Source organism: Paenibacillus dendritiformis, from assembly GCF_015845845.1.
GTDB classification, from domain to species: domain Bacteria; phylum Bacillota; class Bacilli; order Paenibacillales; family Paenibacillaceae; genus Paenibacillus_B; species Paenibacillus_B dendritiformis_C.
Genome location: NZ_LDIG01000168.1, coordinates 49,857 through 56,897 on the forward strand (window position 1 = coordinate 49,857; position 7,041 = coordinate 56,897).

General features: G+C 53.5%; 5 protein-coding genes and 1 pseudogene. All 6 read left to right on the forward strand.

Translation table 11 applies throughout. The features are described from left to right. Positions 1-243: 243 nt before the first annotated feature. The 6 genes and pseudogenes from ABD76_RS17170 to ABD76_RS17195 all read left to right on the forward strand — a co-directional run bounded on the left by ABD76_RS17170 (position 244) and on the right by ABD76_RS17195 (position 6,875). Positions 244-1,641, forward strand: coding sequence for an NCS2 family permease (locus ABD76_RS17170; protein ID WP_197258445.1), 1,398 nt, complete (start codon positions 244-246; stop codon positions 1,639-1,641). A 109-nt stretch (positions 1,642-1,750) separates the two neighbouring features. Continuing rightward, positions 1,751-2,803 carry an ABC transporter substrate-binding protein gene (locus ABD76_RS17175; protein WP_197258446.1) on the forward strand — a complete coding sequence of 351 codons (1,053 nt, stop codon included), beginning with the start codon at positions 1,751-1,753 and terminating at the stop codon, positions 2,801-2,803. Between the two features lie 100 nt (positions 2,804-2,903). After that, positions 2,904-3,725, forward strand: coding sequence for an ABC transporter permease (locus tag ABD76_RS17180; protein ID WP_197258447.1), 822 nt, complete (start codon positions 2,904-2,906; stop codon positions 3,723-3,725). A 5-nt stretch (positions 3,726-3,730) separates the two neighbouring features. Next, positions 3,731-4,522, forward strand: a complete 792-nt coding sequence (locus tag ABD76_RS17185; RefSeq protein WP_197258448.1) for an ABC transporter permease — start codon at positions 3,731-3,733, stop codon at positions 4,520-4,522. 22 nt (positions 4,523-4,544) lie between these two features. Continuing rightward, positions 4,545-5,271, forward strand: a pseudogene (locus ABD76_RS17190) (ABC transporter ATP-binding protein); the annotation flags it as partial. Between the two features lie 281 nt (positions 5,272-5,552). Next, positions 5,553-6,875, forward strand: a complete 1,323-nt coding sequence (locus ABD76_RS17195; protein ID WP_197257525.1) for an IS4 family transposase — start codon at positions 5,553-5,555, stop codon at positions 6,873-6,875. The last annotated feature ends 166 nt before the right edge of the window (positions 6,876-7,041 follow it).

A 7,041-nucleotide genomic window follows, 5' to 3' on the forward strand; every position in this document is an offset into this window, starting at 1 on the left:
GCATGCGTCTGTCCGAACGATCTGCCCTGCCTGCCCGCAGCGCGCTTTCCCATTGACAAGGGATGGGCGCAGCGATCAGGCGAATAACGGGTGCAGTTTGCCGACCTTACAGCCGGAACTCGGGAGAATCTCCTGAGTTCTTTTTTTGTCCCTTTCGAGGGAAGGTGCTGCGGAAGCGGGAAGTGCGGGATCAGGTTACTCGGAACAGAGAGATTATTCAGTTCATGGGGAGGATGTAAACGCATGGATCGCTTCTTCAAAATTAAGGAGCAAGGGTCGACGGTAAGAACGGAAATAATGGCAGGGATTACGACCTTCATGACGATGGCATATATTTTGGCCGTCAATCCGAACATATTGACCGCTTTCGGCAAGACGGGCATGGAATGGTATCCAGTCTTTCTCGCGACTGCGATTGCCGCTGGAATTTTCACGATTGCGATGGGGATTTTCGTCAACTTTCCGGTCGCGCTGGCGCCGGGGATGGGGCTTAACGCCTATTTCGCCACGGTTATCGTATCGACAGCCGGCTCGGACCACCCGATTACATGGCAGATGGCCTTGACCGCCGTCTTCATTTCCGGGATCGTGTTCTTCCTGCTGACGGTTACGCATATTCGGCAGAAGCTGCTGGAAGCCGTGCCTGACGCGTTGAAGCATGCGATTACCGTCGGTATCGGATTGTTCATTACGATTGTCGGCTTGAAGAACAGCGGCCTGCTGTCGGTATCCGTCGAAGCGGTGAACGACGTGCCCAAGGGCGTATTTACGCCGCTGCAAGGCTTCGAGACCGTCTTCGGACTCGGAAGCTTCACCGACCCGAACGTGCTGCTCACGATTATCGGGCTGGCGCTCATTTCGGTATTGATGATTTTGAACGTGCCGGGCGCGATTTTGTTCGGCATCATCGGGACGGCCTTGATTGCCATTCCGATGGGATTGATTGATTTCAGCTCGCTGCAGGGCGCTCAATGGGTGCCTGACTTGACGCAAATGACGGTGTTCGAATTCGACTTCGCCGGCATTATGGGCGTCGGCATTGTATCGATTATTTTGACCTTTACCTTCGTTGAATTGTTCGATACGTTCGGAACATTGGTCGGCACGGCGAACCGCGCGGGCTTCATGAAGAACCGCGAAGAAGGCAACAAGCGCGTCGGCAAGGCCATGTTCGTCGATTCCATCGCGGTCGGCGGCGGCGCCGTCCTCGGCACAAGCACCGTGACGGCCTTCGTCGAGAGCTCGGCCGGGGTAGCGGCCGGCGGACGCACCGGGTTGACTTCGGTCACGACGGGCATCTGCTTCCTGTTCTCGCTGTTCCTGGCGCCGGCCATCGCCCTCATTCCGGGACCGGCCACGGCGGCGGCGCTGATTGTCGTCGGCGTCCTGATGATGCAAGCCGTGCGCGAGATCAACTTCAATGACCTCGTTATCGGCATTCCGGCGTTCATGACGATTACGTTCATGCCGTTCACGTACAGCATCGCGAACGGAATCTCCTTCGGCATTCTCGGCTACGTGCTGCTGGCCTTCGTCGCGAACGTATTCGGCAAAGGCGAGCAGAAATATAAAATTCATTGGCTGATGTGGATTTTGTTCGTCCTCGTCATTCTCCGCTACGTGTTCATGGGCGGACACTAAATAGATTCAGCGCACCGGCGGCATGCTTGCGGCACCGTCCGTGCAGCAGACGTTATACCAGCCGATCATCGGCTTCATCCAAGACTCGCATCCAGGAGGAACTGACTTCATGAAAAAACTCGCAACGACTCTCGCTATGCTACTTGCCCTGGGCACGCTGCTCGCAGCCTGCTCCGGCAGCGACAATGCCGAAGGAGGCAAGGACAAGCCGACGGAATTGGTCATCTCGACATGGGGATTTGCCGAAGATGCAATGAAGAAGAACCTGTATGAGCCGTTCGAGAAGAAATACAATGTCAAGATCGTCACCGAGATTGGCAATAACACTGACCGCCTCAACAAAATCCGCCAAGGCAGCTCGAAGGTCGACCTGATCTACTTGTCCGACTATTACGCGCTGCAGGGCATCGAGGAAGGGCTATTCGAGAAAATCGATCGCAAGAACATCCCGAATATCGACAACCTGTACGATATCGCCAAGGCCCCGCTTGGCCAAGACTACGGCCCGGCCCACACGGTCGCGCAGCTCGGCCTCGCCTATAACGCGGATGAGGTGAAGGAGCCGGTGGAATCCTGGGAGGATTTGTGGAAGCCGGCGTTCCAGAACAAGCTCGCGCTGCCGAATATTACGATTACGACCGGCCCGATGCTGATCGATATGGCCGCCAAGCATGGAGGCAGCATGGATATGGCCGCCGACGCGGCGTTCAAGGCACTGAAAGAGATTAATCCGGGCGTCGTGAAATATTACTCCAAGTCGGCCGATCTCGTGAACATGTTCGCGCAGGGCGAGGTCGTGATCGCGCCGATGCAGGATACGTTCTACGGCAGCGTGTCGGAGGCCGTGCCGTCGGCCAAGTTCGTGACGCCGAAGGAAGGCGCGTATGCGCTGCTCAACACGGTCAACATTGTCAAAGGATCGAAAAATAAGGAATTGGCCGAGAAATTCATCGACTGGCATCTGAGCCAGGAGGTGCAGCAAGCCAATGCGCTCGATCGGGTCGATTCCCCGACCAACAAGCTCGTCACCTTGACGGAAGAGCAAGCCGCAGGCCTGACCTATGGCGCAGACGTCGTCGAGAACCTGAAGACATTGGATTTGCGCAAGGTGAATCAGGAGATGGCCGAATGGATCGACCGCTGGAACCGGGAGATCGAGTAGGCCGGGATGTATAGAAGGTAGGGAGGGCTGCTGGAATACGCACCCTCTTTTTTATGCCCCCTAGCGGATTACAAGCCAAGACAACAGGAGAACACGACCTATGAAAAAACGATTTTTGTGGCCGCTGCTGCTGCCGGGACTTCTGTTCCTTACCGTTTTTATGATTATTCCGATCTTTCTGACGATCGGGTCCACCTTTTTCAATGAAGGGCAATTCACGATTCAAGGCTATGTCAAGCTGCTCGGTGATCCGTATATTTTGAAAATCTTGCTGACGACCCTGGAAGTCAGCCTCGTAACAACCGCCGCCTGCATCCTTATCGGGTTCCCGACGGCCTATTACATTTCCAAAAAGAAGGCCCGGGTCAAAGGCATCCTGCTGGCCCTGGCGCTGTTCCCAATGCTGACGAGCGCGATTGTCCGTTCGTTCAGTTGGATGGTTATTCTCGGCAAAAACGGGATCGTCAACAACCTGCTTACCGGCATCGGCCTTGTTGATGAGCCCTTGAAAATATTGTACACCCCGACGGCCATGATGGTTGGCCTGATCCATCTGTTCTTGCCGCTCATGATCATCTCGCTCGTCGGAGTGATGGAGAACATCGACGGCGATCTGCTGCGCGCCTCCGAGAGTCTGGGCGCCTCGCGCCTCAAAGGCTTCATGAGCATCATCGTACCGCTGTGCGTGCCCGGGCTCATCGTCGGCAGCATTCTCGTCTTTGTCGGCAGCCTGACGGCCTATACGACGCCTCAGTTGCTCGGCGGAAAGCAGCGCGTCATCGCCACGTTCCTCTATCAGAACGCGATGACGCTCAATGATTGGACGATGGCATCCATTATCGCCACAGTGATGATTGTCGTCACGTTCATCATCATCGGATTGATGAACCAACTGGCGCGCAAATTGAATCCGAAGGGGTAACGAACATGAAGGACACACATCGCGGACTCGCCCTGTTTACGGCTCTCGTCTTTCTCTTTTTGCTTGGGCCGCTGCTTATCATTATGGCTACGTCGTTCGGAGACAGCTCCGTGCTCAGATTTCCGCCGGAGGGGTTCTCCTTCCGCTGGTATCGCAATATTTTCGACGTCGAGATGTTCATGACGACATTCAAGGTGACGATTGTCGTCGCCCTGGCGGGGAACCTGATTGCGCTTCTCATCGGCGTTCCCGCCGCTTATGCCCTCAGCCGCTTCCATTTCCGGGGCAAAGGGCTGCTGAATTCGATTTTCATCTCGCCCATCCTGATACCGGGCGTCGTGCTCGGCTTCACGATGCTGAAATATTTGGTCGTCCAGTTCCAACTGCCGATCTACACCAGCCTGTTAATCGGGCATATCGTGCTGATGCTGCCGTTCATCATTCGCGTCATCGCATCGAGCTTGTCGAACTTCGATTATGCGGTCGAGGAAGCGTCCATGAGTCTGGGCGCCAGCCGCCTGAAGACCTTCTTCACGGTCGTGCTGCCGAATATCCGCTCGGGACTGATCGCGGGCGTGCTGCTCGCCTTCCTCGAATCGTTCAACAACGTCGACATCTCGGTGTTCATGACCGGACCGGGGGTCAGCACGCTGCCGATCCAGATGCTGACCTATGTCGAGAACTATTTCGATCCGACCATTGCCGCCATCTCGGTGCTGCTGATGGTCGTGACGGCCCTGCTGATGTTCTTGATCGAGCGCCTGATGGGACTCTCCTACTTCACGAAAAATAACTAGCATAAACGGAGGCCTGACGACCATGGAATACCTATCCCTGCAACATATAGCGGTAGCTTATGAAAAAAATACGATTTTGAAAGATTTCTCGCTCAATATTCAGGAAGGGGAGCTTATCTCCCTGCTCGGCCCTTCGGGCTGCGGCAAGACAACGACGCTCCGTCTCATCGCCGGCTTCCTGGAGGCGAAGGACGGCAAGTTCATGTTCAAGGGCAAGGATTACACGAAGATGCCGGTGAACAAGCGGAACTTCGGCTTCGTCTTCCAGAGCTACGCGCTGTTCCCGCATATGACCGTGTTCGACAATGTCGCTTACGGACTGCGCCTGCGGAAGGTCGACAAGGCGGAGATCGGGAAGCGCGTCCTCGCCATGCTGGAGATCGTCAATCTGAAGGGCTTCGAGAAGCGATTCCCGGGCGAGCTCTCCGGCGGCCAGCGCCAGCGCGTCGCGATTGCGCGCGCGCTCGTCATCGAGCCGGATCTGCTGCTGTTCGATGAGCCGCTCAGCAACCTGGACGCCAATCTGCGCGTCAACATGCGCGTCGAGATCCGGCGCATTCAGAAGCAGCTTGGCATTACGACCGTCTATGTCTCGCATGATCAGGAGGAATGCTTCTCGATCTCGGACAAGGTGGCGATCATGAACAAAGGCATCATCGAGCAATTGGACGCCCCGGCCAACATCTACAAATACCCGGCCACCGAATTCGTCGCCCGCTTCATCGGGTTCAACAACTTCATCGAATTCGGAAGCATGAAGCAGGACGGCAACGTCATCACCCTCGAAGGGGAAGGGAATGTGCGGCTCCAGGTCATCCACCGCTCGGGACACCCGATCACCGATGCGATGAAAGGCGCCCTCCGGCCCGACAATGTCATTAAGATAAGGCGCGGAAACCATAATCAAGCACAAGAGCAGGTTATCAAAAAGATAGCCCGCTCTTTTTTTTGTTTCAAAAGAAAATCAAGACTTAACAGGTAGATGGATATGTGTGGCGAAGCCCCTTGAAAAAACGAGGAGGTTACGCCAATGAATGAGTACGCGAATTCGCTAAAAGAAACGCTGACATCCCTCATACGAGAAATGGCAGCCGCACCAGCACCTTATGTCAAAAACCCTGAAAAAGATTTTACCCGAAAGAAAAAGCTATCCTTTGAAACGGTGATGCAACTCCTGATCTCCATGGGGGGCAACAGCATATATAAGGAACTCCTGGAATCCCAAGGTTATAACGTAAACACCGCAACCACTTCCGCTTTTGTCCAACAGAGGAATAAAATCCTGCCGTCTGCTGTGGAATTCTTGTTTCACGCATTTACGCAATCGTATACGGATATCAAGGACTACCGAGGGTATCGATTACTTGCCGTTGACGGTTCGGATTTACATATCGCAACTGACTCTGCGGACACGGACACCTATTTTCAAAGTCAACCGAACACGAAAGGCTATAGCCTTCTGCATTTGAACGCTGCCTATGACTTGTGCAACAGACTGTACGTGGATGCCATTGTTCAACCACGAAGGTTGTGCAACGAGGGAAGGGCGCTGGCTGCTATGGTTGACCGTTCTCCCATCAAGGGCAAAACCATTGTTATTGCCGATAGAGGTTATGAAAGTTACAACAATTTCGCGCACCTTGAACGCAAAGGGTGGAACTATGTCATACGGGTAAAGGATTTGGATTCCAATGGTATTCTTTCGGGCTTGCGTTTGCCCTCTAGCGGAGAGTTTGATAGGGACGTTCATCTGACACTCACCAAAAAACAAACCAAAGAGGTCAAGGCTAATCCCGAGATGTACAAGTTCGTTCCTTCCACGTCTACATTTGATTTTTTGGATTTGCATGAGAACTTGTTTTACCCGATTACCTTTCGGGTTGTTCGTTTCGTCCTGCCTCATGGCGCTTATGAGACCGTCATTACGAATCTTTCTGCCGCTGATTTCCCACCCGATGAAATCAAGTCTATGTATAACAGGCGATGGGGCATTGAAACCTCTTTCAGGGCATTAAAGTACACTGTCGGTCTGACGAATTTTCACGCAAAGAGACGAGAGTCCATCACCCAAGAGATTTTCGCAAGAATGATCATGTACAATTTCGCTGAAATGATGACCTCACACGTCGTCATTTCCCAAATGGATAAACGGCACTCATACCAAGTCAACTTCACGGTTGCCGTTCACGTTTCTAGACATTTCCTGCGCTCACGGCACGATGAACCCCCGCCCGATGTTGAAGCACTGATCCGCAAAAACATTTTGCCGATTCGCCCCGTTCGCCCAGGGCAGCAGAATACGCGCAAAATACGCTACAAATCAGTTGTTAGCTTCGTCTATAGAGTAGCATAATTCGTTTCATATGAACATTTTTTAAGCGGATCTTCCGTCCGCTTTGTTTGCTGTACGCTTTTTCCTTGCTTGCACCAAAAACAAACGGCACAGGGCTTTTTCCCATGCCGTTTCGGATTCCATTTTTATTTCCGCTCTTGTCTTTGAGCTTAACTTAATGACATTG